16 protein-coding genes and 1 pseudogene are annotated in these 21,158 nt (G+C 64.4%); 6 read left to right on the top strand and 11 right to left on the bottom strand.

Annotated features, from left to right (window positions below; genetic code table 11):
- Together EV662_RS14995 and EV662_RS15000 are read right to left on the bottom strand one after the other, a co-directional pair.
- Positions 1-398 (bottom strand): ParB/Srx family N-terminal domain-containing protein (locus tag EV662_RS14995; RefSeq protein WP_165915609.1); only part of this gene is annotated, 398 nt, incomplete at its 3' end.
- A gap of 129 nt (positions 399-527) precedes the next feature.
- On the bottom strand, positions 528-1,721 hold the full coding sequence (locus EV662_RS15000; protein ID WP_132464298.1) for a DUF932 domain-containing protein: 1,194 nt from the start codon (positions 1,719-1,721) through the stop codon (positions 528-530).
- A 142-nt stretch (positions 1,722-1,863) separates the two neighbouring features.
- On the opposite strand from EV662_RS15000, the pseudogene EV662_RS19935 reads away from it, so the two are divergent.
- From EV662_RS19935 to EV662_RS15010, 3 genes and pseudogenes are all read left to right on the top strand, one after another.
- A pseudogene (locus tag EV662_RS19935) lies at positions 1,864-2,025 on the top strand (IS256 family transposase); the annotation flags it as partial.
- Positions 2,026-2,113: 88 nt separating this feature from the next.
- Positions 2,114-3,712: a hypothetical protein gene (locus EV662_RS15005; protein WP_132464301.1), complete on the top strand. Its 1,599-nt coding sequence runs from the start codon at positions 2,114-2,116 to the stop codon at positions 3,710-3,712.
- 151 nt (positions 3,713-3,863) lie between these two features.
- Positions 3,864-4,916, top strand: coding sequence for an acyltransferase family protein (locus EV662_RS15010; protein ID WP_165915610.1), 1,053 nt, complete (start codon positions 3,864-3,866; stop codon positions 4,914-4,916).
- 28 nt (positions 4,917-4,944) lie between these two features.
- Here the strand turns inward: EV662_RS15010 and EV662_RS15015 are convergent, their stop codons facing one another.
- The 6 genes from EV662_RS15015 to EV662_RS15040 form a co-directional block, all read right to left on the bottom strand.
- Complete coding sequence (locus EV662_RS15015; RefSeq protein ID WP_132464307.1) at positions 4,945-5,679, bottom strand: GNAT family N-acetyltransferase; 735 nt, start codon at positions 5,677-5,679, stop codon at positions 4,945-4,947.
- The gene (locus EV662_RS15020) at positions 5,669-6,070 is read right to left on the bottom strand and encodes a GtrA family protein (protein WP_165915611.1); all 402 of its coding nucleotides are present in this window, start codon (positions 6,068-6,070) and stop codon (positions 5,669-5,671) included. The genes EV662_RS15015 and EV662_RS15020 overlap by 11 nt, the downstream gene beginning before the upstream one ends.
- A 10-nt stretch (positions 6,071-6,080) precedes the next feature.
- Positions 6,081-7,055, bottom strand: a complete 975-nt coding sequence (locus tag EV662_RS15025) for a glycosyltransferase family 2 protein (RefSeq protein ID WP_132464312.1) — start codon at positions 7,053-7,055, stop codon at positions 6,081-6,083.
- Positions 7,055-8,194 carry a dTDP-4-amino-4,6-dideoxygalactose transaminase gene (rffA, locus tag EV662_RS15030; protein WP_132464315.1) on the bottom strand — a complete coding sequence of 380 codons (1,140 nt, stop codon included), beginning with the start codon at positions 8,192-8,194 and terminating at the stop codon, positions 7,055-7,057. Before rffA ends, EV662_RS15025 begins: the two co-directional genes overlap by 1 nt.
- Before the next feature lie 220 nt (positions 8,195-8,414).
- Positions 8,415-9,797, bottom strand: coding sequence for an oligosaccharide flippase family protein (locus EV662_RS15035; protein WP_132464318.1), 1,383 nt, complete (start codon positions 9,795-9,797; stop codon positions 8,415-8,417).
- 52 nt (positions 9,798-9,849) lie between these two features.
- Entirely contained in the window at positions 9,850-10,644 is a 795-nt protein-coding gene (locus EV662_RS15040) for a WecB/TagA/CpsF family glycosyltransferase (RefSeq protein WP_165915612.1), read from the bottom strand.
- 577 nt (positions 10,645-11,221) lie between these two features.
- Here EV662_RS15040 and EV662_RS15045 point away from each other — a divergent pair.
- Both EV662_RS15045 and EV662_RS15050 read left to right on the top strand, forming a co-directional pair.
- Positions 11,222-11,842 (top strand): PEP-CTERM sorting domain-containing protein, encoded by a 621-nt coding sequence (locus EV662_RS15045; protein ID WP_341799085.1) that lies wholly within the window; start codon positions 11,222-11,224, stop codon positions 11,840-11,842.
- Positions 11,843-12,407: 565 nt separating this feature from the next.
- Positions 12,408-15,515, top strand: a complete 3,108-nt coding sequence (locus tag EV662_RS15050) for a right-handed parallel beta-helix repeat-containing protein (RefSeq protein ID WP_132464327.1) — start codon at positions 12,408-12,410, stop codon at positions 15,513-15,515.
- A gap of 120 nt (positions 15,516-15,635) precedes the next feature.
- Here EV662_RS15050 and EV662_RS15055 read toward each other — a convergent pair whose 3' ends face one another.
- From EV662_RS15055 to EV662_RS15065, 3 genes are all read right to left on the bottom strand, one after another.
- Complete coding sequence (locus EV662_RS15055; RefSeq protein WP_132464330.1) at positions 15,636-17,087, bottom strand: UbiA family prenyltransferase; 1,452 nt, start codon at positions 17,085-17,087, stop codon at positions 15,636-15,638.
- A gap of 119 nt (positions 17,088-17,206) precedes the next feature.
- Entirely contained in the window at positions 17,207-18,196 is a 990-nt protein-coding gene (locus EV662_RS15060; protein WP_132464333.1) for a ParB/RepB/Spo0J family partition protein, read from the bottom strand.
- A 98-nt stretch (positions 18,197-18,294) separates the two neighbouring features.
- Positions 18,295-19,680: an AAA family ATPase gene (locus tag EV662_RS15065; RefSeq protein WP_132464336.1), complete on the bottom strand. Its 1,386-nt coding sequence runs from the start codon at positions 19,678-19,680 to the stop codon at positions 18,295-18,297.
- Positions 19,681-20,113: 433 nt separating this feature from the next.
- On the opposite strand from EV662_RS15065, the gene EV662_RS15070 reads away from it, so the two are divergent.
- Positions 20,114-21,112 (top strand): replication initiator protein A, encoded by a 999-nt coding sequence (locus tag EV662_RS15070; protein ID WP_132464339.1) that lies wholly within the window; start codon positions 20,114-20,116, stop codon positions 21,110-21,112.
- Positions 21,113-21,158 lie beyond the last annotated feature (46 nt).

A 21,158-nucleotide genomic window follows, 5' to 3' on the forward strand; every position in this document is an offset into this window, starting at 1 on the left:
TCGCGCATCGCCTGGAAGGCGCGAAACTGGTCGAGCGGGTGCAGCGGCGCGCGCTGGACGTTCTCGGCCAGGCTGTCTTCCTCGGCGAGCCCGTCCGTGCGGACGATGCAGGGCACCAGCGCGGTCTTGTTCATGCGCTTCTGTTTCACCAGAAGTTCCAGCGCCCGGAACCGCCGCCCGCCGGCGGGGATCGTGTACATGCCTGTCTCGGCGCCGCTGTCGTCCAGCACCGGCCGCACGGTGATGGAGCTGAGCAGCGTCCGCCGCGCGATGTCCTCGGCCAGTTCCTCGATCGAGACGCCCGCCTTGACGTTGCGCACGTTCGACTGGCTGAGCATCAGCTTGTTGAAGGGGATGTCGCGCGAGGCGCTGAGGGTGATCTTCTGTTGCTTGGTCATCGGGATATCTCCGCGACGGGCCGGCCGGGGGACACTCCTCTGACCTCCAAACCCGTCACGGAAAACCCGGCCCATCTCTCCCTCGGGGGATCGATGGGCCGTGACCGCCGAGGAAGGGCGGCTCGCCTGCTAGGCGACCCTGTCCAGCAACACCTTCGCTTTACCCTCCATCACCAGCCGCGCATCCTGGTTCGGCTTGGTGCGCGCCACAGCGGTGATCCCTTGCACGAAATCGAAGACGCTCTCGGGCGGGCGGCCTTCTTCGGCCAGAGCCGTCTCGACGATCCGCCCCGTCTCCGCCTTGGAGAACCCGCGCTTGCGCAGGAAATCCTGACGGTCCTCGTCCGACCGCGCGACGATCTTCTCGCGTGCCGCCCGGATGCCGTCGATGAAGGGCCCGGGCGAGGACTCGGCAAAGCGGTTCAGCGCCGGGGCGGCCTCGTGGGCGAAGCGGGAGGCGGCGTATTTCGAATGCCGGATCGTGATCTCCTGGAAGTCCTCGACGCCCCAGAGGTTGCGGTTCTGGCAGACCGCGCGCAGGTAGAAGCTGGCGATGCCAAGCGTCTTGGCGCCCACCTCCGAGTTCCAGCAATAGAAGCCCCGGAAATAGAGGTCGGGCGAGCCGTCGGGCAGCAGCCCCGCCTCGATGGGGTTCAGGTCGTCGACGAGGAACAGGAACACGTCGCGGTCCGAAGCGTAGAGCGTCGTCGTCTCCTTCGTGACGTCCGCGCGCGGGTTGTAGATGCCGGCCGACCAGTCGAGCACGCCGGGGACCTTCCAGCGCGTGTCGCCAACGCCGTTGCCCGCGATGCGCTGAACGGCGGAGACCAGTTCATGGTCGTAGATGCGGCCATAATCGGGGCCGGTCACGGCGCGCAGTTCGGTACGGCCATCCATGACTTCCAAGGTCTTGATTTGCTCGGCCCGGTGGTTGGTCAGGCCGTACTGCAGGTTGATCCCCGCCAGCGGCGCGGGCAGTTGGCGCAGATAGGCCGCAGGCGCGCCGACGAGGCTCGAGAGTTGGCCGAAACTCCAATGCGTCGGCGCGATGGGCTCATCCGCACCGGGCAGGACAAGCCCCAGCTTTTCCGGATTGTCGCGATGCGCCTCGACCCGGATCGCCGCACTCTCCACCGTGCGCGTCCGGCTGCGCTCCGCCCGGCCCTTGACCGAGGCGAAGAGGTCGTCGAGCGACAGATACCGCTCGTCATCGGGCCGCGAGAACCACTCCGACGACACGCGATCCACATTCTCGCCGCGCGACACATCCACCTTGTAGCCGCCGGTCGCGTCGCGGCAGCCATCCAGAACCTGCACATCCATCCTTCATCTCCCGGGACGGGCGGCGCAGGGCCTCTCCCTCGCCTCCAAACCCGTCATCGGACCAAGGCCGCAGGCTCTGGCTCTGGCAGCGCGCAGCATCCGAGTCGCCAGGCGCGGACCCCGGAATCCGAAGGTCTAACCAAGGGACTGCCCGAGCCGGAAGACCGGGCTCGCAATAGCCTTCCGATTGATCATGTCGGCGCAGAAGAAATGGCACAGGTTCGACGAGCAGAATGGCCAGCAGAAAGTCATCGAAGGGCTTGAGTTCCGCGACAGCCTCCACCACCTTCAAGCTGCCACCTGATCACGCGTCAACAACTGCCGCGCATAACGCTCACCCCTTGCGCCGGCCTGACATCGTTTCGTCTTCCCGCCTGGCCCGGAGATGGTAGATGAGCAGTCATTGGACAGATCGGTTGCTGCCCCCGCCCCTGCTTCTCAGCATCTCATTCCTCGTCCTGTTCGCGCTGCAGTTCGTTTTCGTCCTGCGCTTCGCAGACAACGACGACATCGTCATGCAGACAATCGTCTCCGGTTTCTGGAACGGCGAGCCATCGGCCTTTACCGTCTTCATGAATTACTACCTCGGCTTCGGCCTTGCGGTCCTCTATGACCTAGTGCCGTTTCTTGACTGGTATACAGCCTTCTTCTTCGTAATTTACGGCCTCTGCCTCTATGCCGGCCTGCGGGTTCTGGTCGAGGCAGCCCGGCGACGCGATCCCCCGCTGGCCGCGGCCGGCGGTCTCATTCTCTTCGTCATCATCCTGAACGTCCAGGCGCTGCAGTTCACCACACTCGCGGCCAGCGCGATCTGCTGCGCCGCGCTTGCCTACACCTTCGGGCGCGGGCGGTGGGATGGCGCCATCGCCCTTATCCTTTTGCCCATAGCCTTCCTCATCCGCTTCGAGGCGGCCGTTCTGGTCTCGCTGATCTTCCTGGTCTTTCTCGCCGTGTCCGCCGTCCTCAACACCACCGCCTTTCCCGCGCGCAAGGCGTTCGTCGGCCTGGCGGGCCTCCTGATCCTCGCGACCCTGGCCGAGACCGCCAGCAACCGCGCGATGATCGCAGCCGACGCGGACTATGTCGCCTTCAACGCGGCACGTGGCCAGATCAACGACAACAAGAATGTCGATCTCGACCGCATCACGCTGCCGCCCGACATGACCCGGGACGAGCTGGTGATGCTCGTGAATTTCCTGCCCGACCCGTCGAGCTACACGGCAGAGGATCTGCAGCAGGTCGTTGCGCAGGTGTCGCAGAACATGATCCGGTCCCTCACGCCGGAACGGCTTGCCGGCAATCTCTATATGCTGGTCACATGGGCTGAACTCACCGGGGTCCTGATCCTTCTGGCCGGGGCCACGCTCTGTTCGGGGTCGCTGCCACGGACTGCACCGGTTTTGATGGCCGTAGGGAGCCTCTTCGTCCTGCTCCTCTATGTATCGATTACGGCCGTCGTGAAGGAGCGGGTGGTCTATGCAGGGATGCTCGCGATTCTTGTCTGTTTCGCCATCTGGGCCGGGCAGCCCCACTTTGGTCGGTGGCGGTCGGTGGCACTGTTGCTATCCTACATCCCACTGTCGGCAGCGCTGCTCGTCGAAGGGAACCAGAAGACTCTTGAAGCGGCCCAGCTACAGGCGACGTTCGAAGCGGGTACCAAGCTTGTGGACGCGTGGCCGGGAAAGATCATCCCCTACAGGGGGCATTACGAGATGGAGGGGCAAAGAGTTCACTGGGGACGGTCACTGTATCTGCCCGACAACCTGGCCCTGTCCGCCTGGTTTGCCGGCCATCCGGACAATCCCGCCTATAGGGGGCTCTCCGATCTGCTCGACCCCGGCACGGTGATGTTTCTGAAAAACGACGCCGGCAGGGAGGTTCGTAACGCGATTCTGTCCGAACTGGAACACCGGACCGGGCGCCGGATCACGGAGGACATGGTGGCCCGAAACGAGACGGCAATGCTGCTGCGTTTCGTCCCGGAAGGATAGGCGCGACGCCCACCCCGCCGCACAAAACCAGGCGCCTGCTGGAGATTGCCTCAGGCCGAAACACGTTGCCAGGGGGTAGTCGGGGTGACACCATGCATCCCACATACGCTCGCCTGGGCAAAGTCCGCCAAACGCAATAAGGGTTTCCGGTTTGTCACGACGTTTATTTGTTTTGGACGGGTTGCGCGGTTGGGCTGCACTCGTTGTTCTTGGGTATCACGTCTATCTGCAAGTCCTGCCTCCTGTTAACATCTCCCGCCTTCATCTCGATCTCTGGTGGCCCTTTACTGGGAGTTTTGCCGTCGCGCTTTTTTTCCTGGTCTCCGGGTTTTCGCTTTCCATGGGGTTCGTGGAGACGGGCAACAGACATATGGTAATGCGGACAGCTGCAGGACGCTACCTGCGGCTGGGTATTCCGATCTTTTTCGCCTGCATGCTGTCGAGCGCCCTGCTTAACGCCAACCTGATCCCCGATCCGGAAAACCGTCCCTTCTGGAACCAGCAATATTTCGACTTCGATCCCACACTGTGGCATCTGATACGGTTTTCCCTTTTCGATGTTTACTTCAACCATTCATATGAAGGCAGCTACGCCCCGCCTCTCTGGACGATGTCCTATGAACTCTTCGGATCGTTCGGACTGGCGGCAATGCTGCTTCTGGTTGGCAAACCTTCCGACAACAAGCTGGCCTATGGCCTGGTGACAGCGGTGCTGTTTGTCCTTCAGCCCTGGTACAGCCTTTTCCTGATCGGCATCGTCGCGGTTCAGCTGCGTCAATGGCTGGTAGAGCATGTCCCGGGGTGGGCGGGTCTGATGTCGATGATCGCAGGATCGGCCATTGCCGTGATCCTCGATCAACACATAAAGGTTCTGGTCATTTCCAGCACGCTGTTCTTCATAGGCGCCCTGCACGCCCCGGCGGCGTGCACCTTCTTTTCGAACAGGCTGAGCCGTTGGCTGGGGGAGATTTCCTTTCCCTTGTATCTGACGCATGTTCCAATCACCTTTGCCGTTGGCATGCCGATTTACATGATTGACTTTGAAAACAACTTGTTACGCTTTGGCGCGGGGTGCCTCGCCGTGGCGGCCTCCATACTGGTGGCCATGATGTTCAGTCCCATCAACACCTGGGCCATGCAGGCCTCCAGATGGGCCGGACGCACCATCATACCCGGGCAGAAGGTCACGGGCCTAGCGTCCTGAGGCGCCCAGCCTGAACACGCCGATCAGGCTATGCCTGAGCGTCGATCCACTTGTGGAAGGTATAAAGGCCGTGAGACATGCAAAAGCCCTGCCGCGCCCAGACCTTCTGCACCGCCACGTTGTTGATCTGCGTCGATACGATCACGCGGGTGCAGCCCGCCGCGCGGCCCGCCGCCATGCCGTGCTCGACCAGCCGCCCGTAAAGGCCCTGGCGCTGCGCCTCGGGGTGCACCGCGTTCAGGACGATCTCGATCTCGGTGTCGGAGTTCCGGCGCAACGTCAGGAACCCCACGACTCGGTCAGCCTGCAGCGCCACCAGGGCCGGCCGGCGCGGGCCGACGGTCTGGACGCTGGTCTCGGCCCATTCCACATAGGCGGCGTCGGCGGCGGCAGCGCCCAGGCGCGGATCGGCATGGTAATGGCCCAGATAGCCGGCAAAGGCCGCCCGCGCCACCTGCCCCACCGCGGGCGCATCCGCCGCCGTGGCCGGGCGCAGGATCTCTCCTGCCGGAGAGGGTGCCCGATCAGCGACGCCGTCCAGACCGCGGGCATAATAGACCAGCGTGTCCATCAGCCGGTAGCCCGCCTCTTCCAGCGCATGCACGCGGGGCAGATCGCCCACATCGACGCGCGCGGTCAGCATCTGCACACCCCGGTCGCGGGCGGCGGCCTCGATCTCGGCCGGGCTTGCCTGCGCATCGGTCACCCGCGCGGCCACGATGCCGAAGCGCGCGGTTTCCAGGTCGTTCAGTTCAATGGGCATGTCCGGACTTCCTCTCCCCGAACCGCAACAGGCGGAGGCAGGTATAGATCACCACGGCGGTGATGCCGATATTGAGGATCTGCGCCAGTTCCGCAGGCAGCCAGAACAGCAGCAGGCTGATCGTCACGAGCGTACTAACGAACCCCACCCCATAGGCCAGCAGGAACTTGGGCAGATCGCGGCCATGGCTGTCATTGCTGCCAAAGGTCCAGCGGCGATTGAGCAGATAGCTCATCGCAACGCCCAGAGCGTAGCACAGCCCGGCGGATACCACCGGGGACACGCCCAGGCGCAGCAGCAGCAGGAAGACCAGGTAAAGCGACAGGTTCGTCGCCAGACCCACGATCCCGTATCTGGAAAAGCGCCGCGCTTCGGCGAAAATGCTCTTCATCGGCGGATCCCTAGACTGCCTTTCTATCATCCCGGGCGGCGATGGATTCCATCGTCGTCGTCTCGACGAGAATTCGCGGCCTGTCCTGCACCTCGCGGAAGACCCGGCCGAGGTAGAAGCCGTGAATGCCCAGCGTGGCCAGGATCAGGCCCGACAGGAACCACATGGACAGGATCGTACTGGTCCACCCCGCCACCGTGAAGGTCCCCATCAGCCACAGGATCAGCAGGAGCAGTGAAATCGCGGCCGCCGCGCCGCTGAAGATCAGCCCGATGATGACGCTGAGCTTCAGCGGCCGGTCGGTAAAGCGGATGATGATCGCGACCGCCAGTTGCAGCAGGCGGCGCACCGAATAGGAACTGCTGCCCGCATGCCGCGCGTCACGATCGACCGTATGGCGGATCGTGGACAGGCCGGTCAGGCTGACCATGACCGGCAGAAAGACCTCCTGTTCCTTGAACAACAGAAGCGTGTCGACCATGCGGCGGCTGTAAAGGCCGAAATTCCCGATATTGCTGATCGTGACGCCGGTCAGGTATTTCACTGTCCCGTAGAAGCTGCGCGAGGCCAGCCGCCGGAATTTCGAATCCGACCAGCTGCCCCGGTCGACGAGAACGGCATCGACCTGCTCTTCCCGGATGCGCCGGTACAGGTCCGGAATCACCGTCGGATCGTCCTGCAGGTCGCAGTCGATGATCGCCACATAGTCGCCCGTCGCGGCGGCGAGGCCGGCCCAGATCGCCAGATGCTGCCCGTGGTTGCGGGCCAACCGGATTCCGCGGATACGGTCATCGGCCGCGGCCAGTTTCACGATGATGTCCCAAGGCGCGTCGGGCCCGCGGTCGTCGACCAGGACGAGCTCCCAGTCCAGCTCCGTGCCTTCGAAGGTCTCGCGGACCCTGTCGGCGAGCGCCTTGAGGCAGTCGCGGCAGCCGTAGATCGGCGACAGAACGCTGATCTTTTTGCCGGATTCCGGCCGGGCCATCACGCTTCCTCCAGGGCCCGAAAAGCCGCCTCGATGACGGTCTCGATGTCGGAGCCGAGATCGAAATACATGGGCAACCGCACGAGCGTGTCGGAGATGCGGTCGGTCACCGCCATCGCGCCGGGGGTGTGCCCGAACCGACGCCCTGCCGGGGCGCTGTGCAAGGGCACATAGTGGAACGGCGTAGCGATATTCTGTTCCTTCATCCGGGCGATGAAGGCGCTGCGCGCCTCCTGGTCTTCCATCAGCAGGTAGAACATGTGACCGTTGCCGGTGCAGTGCGGCGGAACCTTCGGCAGGCCGACCCGGTTCCCTTCGGCGAGGGGCTGGAAGGCCTCCTGATAGGCGTCGAAGACCGACAGGCGGCGGGTGCGGATGGCAGATTCGCTTTCGAGCTGTGCGAAGAGATAGGCCGCGATCAGTTCTCCGGGCAGATAGGACGACCCCAGATCCACCCAGGTGTACTTGTCGACCTGTCCGCGGAAGAACTGGGACCGGTTCGTCCCCTTTTCGCGGATGATCTCGGCGCGCCTGGCCAGATCGGGCACATTTATGGTGAGCGCGCCGCCTTCCCCGCTTATGACGTTCTTGGTCTCATGGAAGCTGAAGGCAGCCATGTGCCCGAGGCTGCCCGCCGGTCGACCCTTGTAGGTCGACCCCAGAGCCTGGGCCGCATCTTCCACCAGCATGAGACCGTGTTTCGATGCGATCGCGGCCAGCGCATCCATGTCTGCCGGAAAGCCCGCATAATGCACGGCGAAAATCGCCCGGGTCCGGGGCGTGACGTATTTCGCGACCTCGGCGGGATCGATGTTCAGCGTGTCGGGGTCGATATCCACGAAAACCGGTGTCGCCCCGCGCAGAACGACCGCGTTGGCGGTGGACACGAAGGTGAAGGAGGGCATGATGACCTCATCACCGGGGCCGAGATCGCACAGGATCGCCGCCATTTCCAGGGCCGCGGTGCAGGAATGCGTCAAGAGCGCCGTCCCGGAACCGGTCAGGTGCCGAATTCGCTCGTTGCACCAACGCGTATAGGTTCCGTCCCCAGCAAGCTGACCACGCCGGACCGCATCCCGAATGTATTTGATTTCATTGCCGATGAGGCTCGGTTTATTGAATGGAATGTTTTCGGCCATACGATTTCTTTTCAACGATCCCGGCATTTCGGCCTGCGCTTCATACGATCGGTGCAAGGACGAGGCCTCATGCGTTTATGCCCCCAAGAGGGCGAAAGCGCCGGGGCGCAATCGGCCCCCCGCGGGACGGTGTACCAGCCCCTCGAAAACTGCAAGCGCGTTTCCCCGTCACGGCTAACTCCGCACTGGTGCGGCCCCCTCCAAAGACGTGGTGACCCCGTCACCAGAGCGCCGACAGGCTGTCCCACTGCAGCCAGCAGGCGAGACCGGTGATCGCAAATCCCAGCCCCATCAGTCCGAACTCGCCCTTCGGATCCCAGGCATCGTACCGAGAAATCAGCCAGACGCGCAGAGGATAGGTGAGCAGGATGGTCAACCCATGCGCCAGGATCACACCGGCGAGCCCCAGGGTCAGAACCCCCACAAGGCTGAGGGTGATCTGTACGGCAGCCATCGCTGCCATGAGGAAAAAATGTCGCTTACTGTCGCCAAAACCCAGAAGTACCTGATTGGACCCGGCCAGCGCCGCGCTCGGGATCCAGCTCAACGCGAAGAGCACGACCATGGGCCCGGCAAGCGCATAGCGAGGATCGTAGAGAAGCTGCACCAGCCAGTCGCCAATAAAGGCCAGAACCCCCAGCATCGCGATCAACAGGCTCGCTGCCATGCGCCGGGCTTTGAACAGATTGCGCCGGTTTTCCGCGCTCTCCTGCGGGGGCTTGATCCGATAAAGTGGGAAGATGACCTTCTGCGCGATGGCCATGCCGATCAATCCAGGGGCCGTTCCCAGAATCTCTGCAATGCTGAAAACGCCAAAGAGGCCAATATCAACATGAGCACCGAGAATGAACCGTCCCCCCATGTTCACTAGGAAGGTGCAGATGGTGCTCAAGAAAATGAAGCTTCCAAAACCAAAAGCTTCGCGCACGATCGACATGTCCCAGTGCAGCCGGTTGCGCCCGCCCGGCAGGAAGGCGTGGAACGCCGCGACCCGGAGGGCGGACATCACGAGGGTCCCGAACACCACGGCCCAGACCGAGCGAAGTAAAAAGGCCAGGAGCGCCATGATCACGAGACCGATCACCTGGCTTGCCAGGTCCAGCGCGACCACGCGTTCCAGTCTGAGTTCGCGGTTTGCTTCCGCCTCCTTCGTCGTCTTGAACCCCTCGATGATCAGGATCAGGGACAGAACGGGCAACATGGCCGCAATCTGCGGCTGTTCATAGATCGCGGCCACCGGATAGGCGATCGCACAGGCCACCAGCCAGAGCAGCCCCCCCCGCAGGATCTGCAACGTCCATGCGGTATCGAGGAACGCGCGATCGGTCCCCCGCCGGTGCTGGATCAGAAGGACGTCGATACCGAGATCGGAGAACAGCTTCAGGCCGACGATGAACACCATCATCAGTGCCATCAGCCCAAAGGCCTCCGGGAACAGCAACCGCGTCAGGACAAGATTGGACAGCAGGCGCAGGACATTCGACGCGACGACGTGGAAAATGGTGACCCCGGATCCCCGCAGGGCCCGGGCCTTCGTCGACCCCCCTCGCAACCCGGACAAGGCCAGGGAAAGACGCGACTTCAGCATGTTCACCCCTGCCATGGCCGCAGCCCTTATCCCGGGATCCGCCCGGCAATGGTGTCCAGAGTCGCGCTCACGCGAACGGATCCCGGTAGATCCCCAGCCGCTGCTTCAGCACCGCCCAGAGGAAGGGCGGATCCTGGATCACGTAGCGATGAAACCGGGCGCGGGGCTGCTTCACCAGCCGGTAGAGCCATTCGAACCCCGCATCGGTGATCCAGGCAGGCGGGCGGGCGAAGGTACCGCTTTCGTAGTCGATCGTGCCGCCGAGCGGCAGCCAGAGCTTCACGCCGGGCATCCGGTCACGATAGTCCATGATGAACTTTTCCTGCCGCCCGCCGCCCAGCCCCACCAGGCAGACGGTTGCGCCGCTGTCATTCACCGCCGCGATCATCCGGTCGATTTCGGCCGGGTTCGTCTCGAAATCGAAGGCGGGCGCATCGGTGCCGACGATCATCGCGCGACCTACCCTGGCGTTGATGTTCTGCGCCGCCATCTCGGCGATGCCGGGCTTGCCGCCCATCAGGAAGACCGTGACATCCGGGTTGTCCTTGTGGCGCCTGTAGAAGCGCGGGAAGTAGTCCGAGCCAGAGACCCGCTCCTTCACCGGCGTGCCGAGGAATTTCAGCGCGAAATACATGACCTGGCTGTCGCAGGTGATCACGTCGAAGCGGTCGAGGATGTCGTAGAAGGCCCGATCCTTCTGCAGCTTCACCATCATGTCGACATGAAGGGTCAGGATCGCGCCCTCGGTGACATTCTCCAGCAGCTCGTCCATGGTCAGGTCATGGACATGCGCGTTCAGGATCTTCACCCTGGGATATTGCAGCCCGGTGACGTTCCGGGCCATCGCCGTACCATCGGCCATCATGCCGCCTCCTTCGTCCTTTTGGCGTGACGCATCTTCCAGGCTCAGGGTTTCGGAAGCGCAAAGGAATTGATGGCCGGGAACGCACAGGTCCGGCAGGCCTCTATCCGACTCTTGCTGCCCATACCTGAACCCCTGCCCGACATCTGACGGGTCTATCACAATCGGCTGCGAAAACGGCGACACGTTAGTTCCGTTGCGACCAGAGGTGCAACAGGGATGGGGCTGTAACAGGACGATATCCGCAGGATTTCCGGCCTCGCCGCGATACACCGTCGGGACCGTAGCCGAATCCGAACCGATCCTCGCCCAGAGCATTCAGCGTTTCCCACGGCTTCGCCGGCGGACAGCCCTGCCGGGATTCGCCGCGATCGGTCCATGATCGCGCCGGCGCCCCTGCACGGGCGGGGGAATTCATCCGGAAGCTGAATCTTCCCGTCCCCATGAAGGCTTTCAAAGCAAAGCCCCACCAGATAATCTGAGCATGGGGATAATGTGCTTTTGCGTGTCCGGATCGGGACATATCCGAAGGGTGCTTTCGGATGAAATGCCGCGATACGGAACCTTGGGGGTGGACATGATCAGGACTGTTGTGCTGGCCTCGGCTGGCCTTTTTCTTCTTTGCGGTTCTGTTGCTCAGGCGGCGACCGTCAGCATCACGCAGACGGTGACCGGAACGAACGGTTTCGCCAATGATCTGACCTTCGCGTTCGCCGGCCTAGCCCCGAGTGACGGCATCGGGGGCGTCCTGACCATCGCGACCGGGCCTGCTCTCGACGCGCCGGATTTTTCCGGGCTGGATGTCACGGGTCCGGGCGAGTTCTTCACGCTGCGGGCCGATGGGGAAGTTTTAGGCAGCTACACCTGCGCAGCTGACGCGACAGAGGAGACTAACCCACAGCGTATTCCCGGGGGCGCAGTCAACGCAGACGATACCGATTGTACCTTCTCGCTGAACCTCGCCCTTCCGGGGGGCCTCCTCGACACGCTGCTGGCCGATGGTGCGACGGTGGTGGAGATGCTCTTCAGCGACATCGTCGACGATTTCGGGGACGGGGATACCGTGACGGCAACGCTGTCCTATACCGAGGCCAGCGCCCCCGAGATCATCCCGCTTCCGGCGACGGCCTCGATGTTGCTGGGGGGGCTGGGCCTCATGGGTGCCCTGCGACGGCGGGACAGGCGCGCCAGGCACTGATATCGGGGACCGAACGGCCTCGGAACAGAACAGACACCTCGCAGGTATTTTGCAGACGGTGCGCAGTCACTCGCAATTCGCCTCGATTGTATCAGACTGCGCTGAAACGGGCCTGAGCTTGCGGGAAGCCGAGTGCGCCACACCGCAGCCAGCCGAAACCGAACCACATGCCGCACCCCCACCCCTTGGTCGGCATGGATCCACCGACCGGACCTGAAACGTTCGGCAAGACTTCGCCGCCGATCCGGAAAGTTCATGCCACCAGATCGTGAGTGTCGTTGTCTTGAGACGGGCAACCTGTAGGTTCGGTCGCGCCAACCGCAGGCTCCAGGGCTTCCCATGACATGATGCCGGCGTCGCCCCCACACCGGGTGCCTTGGCCGGGATGTGACAGGGGGCGCCTCGATCCGTCCGTGGTTTGCACCGACGAAAAAAGAATGAAACGGCGTCACGCGCCGGAGAGGAATGGGTGAGGCGCTCGGCCGCGGTTTGGCTGCTGTGCGTGGTTGGAGTGTGCTTTGTCATGGTGACTCCCATCCGTTGCGTGGCCGGCCAGGAGCACAGCATGCAGAACGCCCTCTCGAATATTCGCGCCGATCGCACGAGAACGGAAACCGACACCACCCTCTCCACGCCTCCCCCCCGGTCCGACTGGGACATCGTCATTCTGGACCCCGGCGAAACCGAACCCCCGGCAACCGGAACGGCCGGACGTGACAGCGAAACCGCGACCCGGCGCGACCCCAACCCGGGCCGCGCCCCTGAAACAGACGACGACCGCGCCGAAGACGAAACTCCCGATCCGGCGGATCCCGGCGACAGCGGGGAAACGGGTGACGGCGAAGAAAACGGCGGGCCAGGGGACGAAACGGACACGGAAACCGGCGAAGAGGATCCCCAGCCCCCCGACGAGACCGACGGCCAGGACGATGCCGGGCAACCATCCGATCCGGCCGGTCCGGTCGTCACCCTGTCGCCGGGCACGACACTGTCGCTGGCGGGCGGGCGCGTCACGACGCTCCTGCCCGAGCAGGCCGACGAGATCGCTGCGGTGGAAATCACCGACCTGCCCGAACATGGCAACGCGACGGTGAACCCCGACAACACCATCGCGCTGGTGCTGTCGGGCAGCGATTACAGCGGGCCGCTGTCGCTGGACTACACGATCACCTACACCGATGGCACGGTCGATGCCCGCACCGCCAGCTTCGACGTCGCCGCCCCGACCCAGGAGGCCGGATGGGGCACGGGCACGCATTACATGCTGGCAGAGGATGCCAATGGCGACATCGTCGTCGAGCATGGCGACAATCACCGGAAGGTCTATGTCTCGGGCAGCGAGACCGCGCTGAGCAAGGCGGACATTGCCGCGCGGGAAGGACTGTCGGAAGGCGAGATCACCGCGAAATGGCTGGTCGCCCACCCCGAATACGGCGGATCCGAGGCGATGGCCCTGGCCGTCGACGCAGGCATGGAGCTCTGGATCGGCAAGGGCGGTCTGACCGGGCTGACCCTGAACAACACGTCACCGGCCCCGTCGTCCCACTGGCTCATGTTCGAGAAGGGCTACACATACGAGGATCTCGGCGGTGTCTTCGCCTGGGGCGCCAGGGGCGAGTCGGAATTGCACCCGCTTCACGTGACATCCTGGGGCACAGGCGACCGTCCGGTGATCGATTCAGCGTTCGGCATCGCCCCCCAATGGGCCACGTCAAACATCGTGGTCAGCGACCTGGAACTGGTCCAAGGGTTCGGCAATCTGACGGCCGACAACGTCATCCTGACCAATATGCACTTCTCCGGAGGGGTAAGTTTTCAAGGGTTCAGTCGTCCTCTCAAGGGCTTCACCCTGCACAATTCCGAAATCGTCGATGTCGTTCCGCCAGAACCGGAGGGCGGCACCTGGAGTGGCACCGCTGCCGGGCTTTTCGTACGCGAGACTTCCGGCATCCTGATCGAGGATACGCTCTTCCACCACAATGGCTGGGGAGACGACTACCGGCTGGACGGCTCCACCGAAGGCGGCATGCCGCCCAACAAGTTCAGCCATAACATCTATCTTCAGAACACGACGACCGACGTCACCTTCCGCGACAACATCTCGGCCCAGGCCGCCTCTGTCGGCGCCCAGTTCCGGGGCGGTGGCCATATCGAGAACAATGCCTTCATCGACAACAACGTGGCCTTCAACGTTCTGGGTGGGGTATACAGAAATGACGGTCCGATCGGGAATTACAGCTTCGTTGCCGACAATGTCGTCACATCCGCGGGCTACAAGCTTTCCTCGAATATTGGCGCGGTGAATTGGGGCATACAAAACACGGGGTACGACACCACCGTCTTCAACAATATCATCGCTCACCTGGCTGACCCCAACAATCCGGCGGAAATCGCCTGGAAGACCGGTACAAGCAACCCGCTGACAACCACGACGGATCTCTTCCACGACGATACCATCATCTACAACTGGCTCGGGACTGATCCGAACTCAACCCGCACCCATGGCAACGAGCGCTACGATAGCGATCTCGATACCGACATCGCCGATCAGACAACGATCCAGAACTTTGCGGCGCAGTTCCTTGGTCGCCCCGCCGGTGCGCATCCCGATGACGAACAGCTGGACAATTATTACAAAAGCGGCTGGCTCACCGAGCTGATGGCTTATGCAAGAGAGAACTGGACCGACGGCGCCCCCACGGCGCAAGATATTGTCGCCTATTTCCAGAACAGCTTCGGCGTTGCACCGAATGGCACTGAGACGACCCACCGCTTTGTGCCGAACACGCTTGCCGACGGCATCCGCTGGGACACCCGGATCAACTGGACGACCCAGGCCGTCCCCGACGATGGCGATAATGTCGATCTGGGCGGCAACTGGGTGTATTACGGCGCGCGGACCACGACGATCACGGATCTCGACCTGGGATCAGGCGGGCGGCTGCATGTCACCAGCGGCAAGCTGACGGTCGAGGGCGCGCTCGAGACCGGCGCGGATGGCGGGCTGATCACAGTGGAGGGCCCGGGCCAGTTCTGGTTCGACGGCTATGGCGACGCGGATCTGATGATCTTCGATGTCACTGGCGGCCGGCTTGCCAATACCGGTGAGGTAACGGGGACGACCGCGGTCGCGATCTCGGGCGGGCAGGCGATTCTCGCCACCGACGGGGCGCGCTATGATCTAACCGGCGGCAGCGAGCTGCGCATCGAAGGCGCGGACGCCAGCGTCGGCTTCGACGGGAACGGCACCGGCACCGCCCTGCTGCGCATGCATGACGGGTCGGTTCTGACCTTCGATGCCGACGCGGAGGGCTTCGCGACGTTGACGGAGTTCCGCAGCGGCCGCTGGGATCAGCAGGGCAGCCCGGTGGACTCGCATGTCATCCTCGACGGGACGTTGAAACTCGATCTTTCCGATCTTCCTGGCGGGGCCGACAGCCTCAGCCTGATCGAGGTGGACATGCTGTCCGGAACCTTCGACGCCATCGACATCCATGGTCTGGGTGGCGACAGGAACGCGACGATCATCCTCGACCATGCGGCCGATGAGCTGCGGCTGGAACTGAGTGCCGGCAGCGGCCAGACCGCGTTCCTCGAAATCGGCATCGACCTCGCCGATCCCGCGCTGCATGTCCTTTCGGGCGATCTGCCGGATCTGTTCGATCTGGGCTGAGCTCCGGGTTTCGCATGCGAAACCCGGACCGGCCGGGCGCGGCGGAAAGCGCCGCGCCCGCAAGAAACGATCGCCGGGAATGCCAGCCCTGGCGCCCCCTGCCGTGCCGCCTTGGCCCGGCTACAGGAACGTCGCGGCGAGGCCCGCGCCGAACATCAGGATGACGCAAATCTGACTGATCCGATCTTTCGCCGCATAGACGACGGGATCGTCATGCATGCCCCCTCGATGGGTGACCATTACCATCCGTGTGATCCAGTAGAGCAGAACCAGGCAGATCCCCCAGAGCGCCGGCGGATAGCTGTAAAGCTCCCCCACCGCAGGCGAATTGACGTAAAGCGCCATGACCAGCACCGAGACATAACCCGCCGAGACCGCGAATTGCGAGATCAGCGGCAGATCGTCCGCGTGATAGCCCCGCCCCGTGGCTGCGAGCTGGCCGCGCCGGACGCCGTCGACAAGCTCGGCCTGACGCTTCACCGCCGCCAATGCAAAGAAGAAGAACACCGAAAACGCCAGCAGCCAGACCGACAGCGCGATCCCCGTCGCGACCCCGCCAGCGACGATGCGGATCGTGTAAAGACAGGCGAGCGTCACGATATCGATGATCGTGCGGCGCTTGAGATTCAGCGAATAGGCGGTGGTGGCGACGAAATAGACCGACATGACCCCGAGGAACGCCCAGCCGAGGCTTGCCGAGACCAGCACGCCGCCGGCCAGCAGCCCCGCGGCCATCCAGGAACCATGGGCGATCGGAACGTTGCCGCTGGCGAACGGCCGACGGGATTTGCGCGGATGGGCGCGGTCCGCCGACAGGTCCAGCAGATCGTTCAGGACGTAGACGGCGCTGGCCACCAGGCTGAAGGCGACAAAGGCCATAAGGCTTAGCCCCAGCGTCGCGAGGTCATAGCGATGCCCGGCAATCATGGGCAGGAAGACGAGGATGTTCTTCAGCCACTGATGCGGGCGCAGCGCCTTCAGATAAGGGCCGACCGCCGCCCGGGCCGGTCCCAGATGCTCAACCTCGCGCCCGATCGCCGCGACCCGGCGGCGCAGGGCTGCGGGCGCGTTCACGGTGATCGCCTTCGTCGCCCGTTCCCAGACCGGCAGGTCGGCGGGCGCATCACCCATATAGGCAAAGCCCCCGTCCCCGAAGCGGGCGGTCAAGAAGTCGGCCTTGACCGCGCCCTTCAGATTGCGTGCCCCGTCCGAGCCATGGACCTCGTCGAACACGCCCAGATGGTCGGCGATCCGGGTCGCGAGGCCTTCGTCGCTGGCGGTCACCAGCGCCGTGCGCCCGCCCGCCGCCCGCCAGTCCCGCACATAGGTCAGCACGTCCGCATCATAGGGCAGCGTCGCGATGTCCACCACGCTCGCCGCGGCCAGATGGCGCTTCAGCGCCGCCCGCCCGGCCCGCAGCGTCAGCGCCGCCCGGACGGGGCTGCGCCAGTCGGCGGCAAGCGCGCTCCAGAAGGTCTCGAACAGCAGGTCCGACCGCAACAGCGTCCCGTCCAGATCGACGATCAGAACGGGACAGCGGGTCGGGCGATCTTCGAGCAAGGCTGTCGTCATGAAATCTCTGCTTGGCTGGACACTGGGCGGGCGGCATCTTCAGGATCATGTTCTACGCCCGGGGTTTCGCATGCGAAACCGAACATTGCATGAAGATGTCCCAGCCCCCCTGCCTCGCCCTACCCCCGTGCGACGAGCCAGCGGCGAAGGTCCTCGGCAAGGCCCGCGTCGACCCCTTTGCCCGACAGCGTCAGCCGGCCGCGCACCACTTGCAGGGCGACGCCAGGGGCAATCTCTTCGGGGAGGGCGGCGGATTTGCCCGCCCGGCCCTGCCCTTTCACGGCACGTTCGAGCACAGCGCGCTCGGCCGCGGCATCCCTTGAGGCGGCATCTCGCAGGGCCGCGGCCAGCCGGTCGGCGAACCCCTCTTGCGCCTGCACTGCGCCGGCCAGCGCCAGGCCCAGATGCTCGGGGATCGCGGCGGGAAAGCGCAAGCTGTCGTCGAACGCCTCGACCAGATGGGTAAAGGCCAGGATCTTGGACCGCTTCGGCGCGGGCGCAGCAGCGAACAGCCCGGCCACCGCCGCGGCCTTGTCGGGATAGACCCCCTGCCCCGCCGCCTGCACCGCGATCCGCGCGCGTTCGTAGAAGCTGAGGCCCGCGCGGATCTCGTTCTCCTCGACCATCGCGCGATAGGCCTCCGGCGCGCCCTCGGGGCTGCGGACCAGCGCCAGGATCCCGGCGAAACGATCCTCGCCGGTCTCGGCATGCAGACGCCGGAGCGCGGTCAGCCGCCGCCAGCCCGAAATCAGCCCGTAGCGACCGTGGCCGAGGTCCACTACCTCCACCGGCATCTGCTGGCCACGGTCGCGCAGGCTGGCCATCAGCGTGCCAAGCTCCGCCTCGTCCATCGTGATGCGGTCACGCACCAGGTGCGCCTCCTCCAGCGCCGCAAGCGGCAGCCGCATCACGAAGCGGCCTTCGCTGCGCGCGCTTTGCAGTTCCTGCGTGACCTCATCGAGCGCGGCGCGGGTGGCGGCATCGCGCGAGACCTCGGCGATCGGGGCAGGGGGCCGGCGATAGGTCTGGGCCACCCCCATCGCCTTGGTTTCGGGGGCGCCGCCGAGGATCTCGGGCGCGGCGGGGCTGAGACGCTTGCGTTTAGCCATGGGTTTAGACCCTCTTCCTGCTCGATCCGCCCCGTTTCGGCCTGTCCGGGGCGTTTTTCAACAGACTCTGTTCCACCACGATTTTCGCATGCGAAACCTCACTCGGCGGCCAGCCCCTCGCGGGTGCGTTCCTCACGCCTCCATATCCCGAGAAGCAGCCGCTTAAAGGCGGCGTAGGTCTCGTCGAAGGTAGCGCGGCCGCGGGCATAGGTATCACGGTTGAAGTTGCGGTAATCGGCCTCGTATATCCCGTTCACGCTTTCGCCGGCCTGACCGATGAGTGCGGTGAAATCCTGCCGGTAGGGCGACAGGGTGCGGCCCATATAGGCCTGCATTAGCGCGGCCATCTCGGCCTGCTGGGCAGCGTCATAGCGGGTGACGACGGCCTGCACCGCGTCCCATTCGAAGGCCAGTTCCTCGCGCCCCAGTGCGCGGGCGGCGATGTTCTCGCCCTCCTCGATCGAGGAAAAGGTGGCGTGCAGCATGTCGAAGAAGCGCCCCGTCGAGTCGAACTCGACGAAACTGGCGCCGACGGGCACCAGCAGGATGTCGGCCGCCGCCAGCCCGTTGATCGTGAGATAGCCAAGCGCCGGGGGGGTGTCGAGGAACACCAGGTCATAGCGGTCGAGCACGCCACCCGCGGTCAGCGCCTCGGAGAGCGCATCCCACAGCTTCCAGGACCGCGCGTTCATCCGCCAGACGGGGATCTGGAATTCCGACCAGTAAAGGTTCAGCTGCGCGCCGATCAGGTCGATATTGGGCCAGTGGGTCGGCTTGATGACATCCGCGGGCGACACCTTGAGCGCCTCGCTCAGCGTTTCGTCGAGCGGCAGGGGCGCCTCGCCCCGGTCCAGCCGGCGCTGGTTCTCGGCTCTCAGATGCTCGCCGTAATGGCGGGCGAGCAGGGGGAAGACCGTTTCCCATTCATCGGCCACCTTGCCGCCGAAGATCGAGGTCATGGACCCTTGACTGTCGAGATCCACCACCAGCACCCGGTAGCCGTCCAGCGCCGCCGACATCGCCAGATGGGCGCAGGTCGAGGTCTTGCCGACGCCCCCCTTGAAGTTCGCCACCGCCACGACCTTGGCTGGCAGCCCCTCGGGGCGGTAGGGCAGGTACTCCTTGGACTTCGAGCCCGACGCCCCGAAATGGGCCCTGAGCCGCAGCACCTCGTCGAGGCTGAACCACTTGGCCCCGCCCTCGGTCTCGGACACGCCCTGGGGCAGGTCGGGATTCTCGCGCAGCACGCGGCGGAAATGGGCGGGGGCCACGGGGATGAGATACCTGGTGATCTCCCAGGTCGAGAACGGCCGCAGCCGTCGTTCGCCGGTCTCGTCGAGACCCCGGCCCGCCAGGTCCGCCCGCCCACGCGCGCAGGCCTCGGCAATCGCCCGGAGCCCGTCCGTTCCGGTGGGCGGTGGCAGCTCCGTCATCGCCTTGTCGGGCGAGATGTTGAAATAGGGAGGCAGTTCGTTCGCCTGCATGCTCGACCCCCGATGTATCGCGTTTTGCTCAATGTGCCACAGATCCCGATACACGCAAAGGGAAACGTATCCCCCTCTTCTTTTTCTCAGCAATTGGGGGACGATTCGGACCGCCCGGTTCCTGGGGGCGGGGCATGCACCTGGCTTGGGGCTTGTTATTTTCCGTTATTTCATAGTTACGGAGGGCTTCCGGCAACAAAAAATCCTTGAGAATCAGGAGGGCAGGGCGGTTTCGGCAGGGTCGGTCCGACTCCGAAACCCCGATAAAGCGACTCCGATCCCACGCTTTCCCGACTCCGAAACGCCGATCCCGATCGGACAAGGCTGGACGGAGTTATCCACAGGCCCTAGGGTGGGGTGTCAATGAAACCCCGAAACCGGGGCGGACCCGGAAACCGGGCCGAACGGGCAGGCAGAACGAGGCAGGACGCGCATGACCGGGGCAGTCGGCTCCCCCCTCCAGCAGGATTTTTTCGTCTGCGATTTCTTCGCTGCCGTGCCCAAGCACGACCTCGCCTCGATGGAACATCCGCTGTTCTCGCTTTCCACCCGGCCCGACCGGCGGATCCTGGAATATGATCACAACGGGGTGCAGGTCACCGTGACGCCCTCGGTCAAGGGCCGGGCCACGATCTTCGATGCCGATATCCTGATCTTCTGCATCTCCCAGCTGATGGCGGCGATCAATGCCGGGCGCCCGACCGCGCGGACGCTGACGCTGACCGCCCATGACCTGCTGATCGCGACGGGGCGCGAGACGAGCGGAGACGGCTACAAGCGGCTGCGCGACGCGTTCGAGCGGCTGGCGGGCACGCGGATCACCACCAACATCGTCACCGGCGAGCAGGAGACCACCACCGGCTTCGGCCTGATCGAAAGCTGGCAGATCGTGCGCAAGACCCGCGGCGGGCGGATGGTCAGTGTCGCGGTGACGCTGTCGGAATGGCTCTACCGTGCGGTGCTGGCGAAATCGGTCCTCACGCTTTCCCGCGATTATTTTCGCATGCGAAAACCGCTGGAGCGGCGGATCTACGAACTTGCCCGCAAGCATTGCGGCCGCCAGCCGGCCTGGCGGGTCTCGGTCGAGACTCTGCTCAAGAAATCCGGCTCAGCAAGCCCGCGCCGGGTGTTCCGCGCGATGCTGCGCGAGATCATCCGCGCGGGCAACCTGCCCGATTATGACCTGGCCGAGGAAGAGGGCGACATCATCCGGGTGACGCCCAAGGCGGCGGTGATCGAGCCGGGGCAGGGCAGGGGGCCGCAGCTTTCGCCGGACGCGCTCGACGAGGCGCGCCGGCTGCTGCCCGGGGCGGATGTCTACGCGCTCGAGGCCGAGTGGCGGGCGATGTGGGCGGCCACGGGCAAGAAGGTGCTCCGTAGCCCCGACAAGGCGTTCCTGGGCTGGGTGAAGCGGCAGGCCGGGCGGGCGTGACACACCGTTTCCCGGCAGGGCGGGCAGAACCAGGCCAAGCCTGTTG

It is taken from the genome of Rhodovulum marinum (assembly GCF_004343075.1).
Classification (GTDB): Bacteria; Pseudomonadota; Alphaproteobacteria; order Rhodobacterales; family Rhodobacteraceae; genus Rhodovulum; species Rhodovulum marinum.